Consider the following 2,418-nt stretch of genomic DNA (forward strand, 5'->3'; position numbering starts at 1 on the left):
ACCGCCTCCGCCAAACTGACCGCATTCATGCACTAAATATAACAGTCGCCGCCTGACCGGTGGTCGCCCAGCGCGCGGCCGTGATTCCGATAGGGGATGGCGAGTTCAGTCGGTCGTTGCAACACCCCTATTGATGTGTGGTGTTGTGCATGTGGTCGACGAAGGAACTGATCGAGAAGCAGGCCCGGTTCTGGGTGGTCATTGCGTCGGGCTCAACCCTGCAGGCGGCCTGTGATGCTGTCGGCGTGGATCGACGAACTGGACGGCGTTGGCGCCGAGTTGCCGGCGGGCAGGTCCCGCGCAAGAAGCCCGAGCCCTCGGGGCGCTACCTCAGTGTGGAGGAGCGGCTGCAGATCGCCGACCTACGCGTGGGCGGGCACGGTGTGCGAGCCGTCGCCGCTCAGATCGGACGCTCGCCTGCGACAGTGAGCCGCGAGCTGCGCCGCAACGGACCCAGGCCGGGTCCGCGGGCGGTGGGCAAGTACGCACCGTATGCGGCGCAGAAGCGCGCCGAGCTACGCGCCCGTCGACCCAAGGCCAGCAAGTTCGAGGACCCCGAACTGGCATCCTTGGTGCAGGCGAAGCTGTGTATGAAGTGGAGCCCCGAGCAGGTCAGCGACCACTTGGCCAGGACCTTCCCAGACCGGGCGGAGATGCAGGTGAGCCCCGAGACGATCTACCAGGCGCTCTATGTCCAAGGACGCGGTCATTTACGCGCTGACCTGCACCAACACCTGCGCACTGGACGGGCGGTGCGGCGCCCGAGACGCTCCACGGCCAAGGGTCCCTCGGGCAAGATTCCCGACATGATCATGATCAGCGAGCGCCCCGCTGAGGTCACCGACCGGGCCGTGCCCGGGCACTGGGAAGGCGACCTGATCTTGGGCTCGAACTGCCGTACGGCGATCGCCACCCTGGTCGAACGGCAGACCCGGTTCACCATGCTGGTCCACTTGCCCCAGGGCCACGGCGCGATCGCCGTGCGCGACGGATTGCTGGCCACCATCAAGACGTTGCCCCACCATCTTGCCAAGACGCTGACCTGGGACCAGGGCACCGAGCTGGCCCAGCACCGCCAGATCACCCTGGCCACGAAGATGGACATCTACTTCTGCGACCCCCACAGCCCCTGGCAACGCGGCTCGAACGAAAACACCAACGGCCTGCTCCGCCAGTACTTTCCCAAGGGCACCGACCTGTTGGTTCACTCACCCGAACGGCTACTCGAGGTCGCAGCCGAACTCAACGACCGACCACGCAAGACCCTCGGCGGCATCACCCCCGCCCAAGCCATGCAACGCCTACTATCGGACCCCGAATCACCCGTCGTTGCGACGACCGCCTGAATTCGCCGATCCCCTGCGGTGACGCGTCCTGGGCCGCGCCCCGGTAGCTCGCTGCGGTCGTCGCGCGATCCGGACACGCTGTGCATCGTCTCGAGCGCCGGTACGTCTCGATGCAAGTGCGCAAGCAACGTGCCGCGCGAAACGTTCTTGACCTTTAGGGGGGACGCCGTCTGACCTGGGCAAACAGGCCGGGGTGGGCCGCGTCCCCCTCGTCTTGCGAGTGGCGGGGGGACGGATGCGGGGACGCTGAGCCGCAACGCTTCGGCCATGACTGAAGCCAGAAGCTCCAGAGTGTCCGAATCGTGCGCGCCATGGTTGCTTATCCGAGGCGTGATGGATGTGCGACGGCTGATCGCTTGCGCCGGATGCTCCCGAGGACCGTGCTCAGAAGCGGGAGACCGGTCCGCCCTTGGTCTCAAGGTCGGGGTGCTCAATGGTCTTGAGGTAGCGGGTGGCGCCCTCGACGCTGAGTCCGAAGAGGTCGCAGAGACGACGTACGTCGCCGCCGGTAGCGCGGATCTCATGGAGGATGCGGTCCTCCCTCAGAGCCTGGGGCCGGAACGCGGTGTTCTTCCAGGGGAAGGAGTGTCCTGCGGCAACGAGACGGGGTGCTGTGCGCCGGTTGATGAGCAGGTGCGGGTTGATGCTGTTGGGCCAGGTCCTCGAGCGGTAGTCGAGCCAGGCCGCGAGGCGGGTCCGCACCGGTGCGGCGAGCGGGATGTCGCGTTCGCCGAGGAGCAGGCGGCCGTCGACGATGTCGGTCAGCCGAAGTTCGCGGACCTGTTTGCCGCTCAGCGCGTGGAAGGCGACCAGTGCCACGGCGAGCGCGACCGCGGGGTTCGGGGAGTCCAGGCCTTCGCGGATGACAGCGGTGTCCAAAGGAAGCGGGATCGTGGTGGCGACCGGCCGCACCGGGAGTCCTTTCATCGGGTTGGTGAAGACGAGTCGGCGGCCCTTGAGGATCTTGAACAGCGACTTCAGGCCGTTCTCGGCGAAGTGGCGTCCCGCGGCTGGGAGTGGCTCCAGCGCCTCAACGATGTCGTCTTGGGTGACCTCGGCGAAGGACTGGCGG

At 66.7% G+C, this 2,418-nt stretch carries 1 protein-coding gene and 1 pseudogene; one reads left to right on the forward strand and one right to left on the reverse strand.

Annotated elements, in window-relative coordinates:
• The first annotated feature begins 149 nt into the window (after positions 1–149).
• Entirely contained in the window at positions 150–1,346 is a 1,197-nt protein-coding gene (locus CF8_RS19035) for an IS30 family transposase (protein WP_010834722.1), read from the forward strand.
• Between the two features lie 384 nt (positions 1,347–1,730).
• On the opposite strand, the pseudogene CF8_RS22680 reads toward CF8_RS19035, so the two are convergent.
• A pseudogene (locus tag CF8_RS22680) lies at positions 1,731–2,418 on the reverse strand (hypothetical protein); the annotation flags it as partial.

This window comes from Nocardioides sp. CF8 (assembly GCF_000389985.1).
Lineage (GTDB): Bacteria > Actinomycetota > Actinomycetes > Propionibacteriales > Nocardioidaceae > Nocardioides > Nocardioides allogilvus.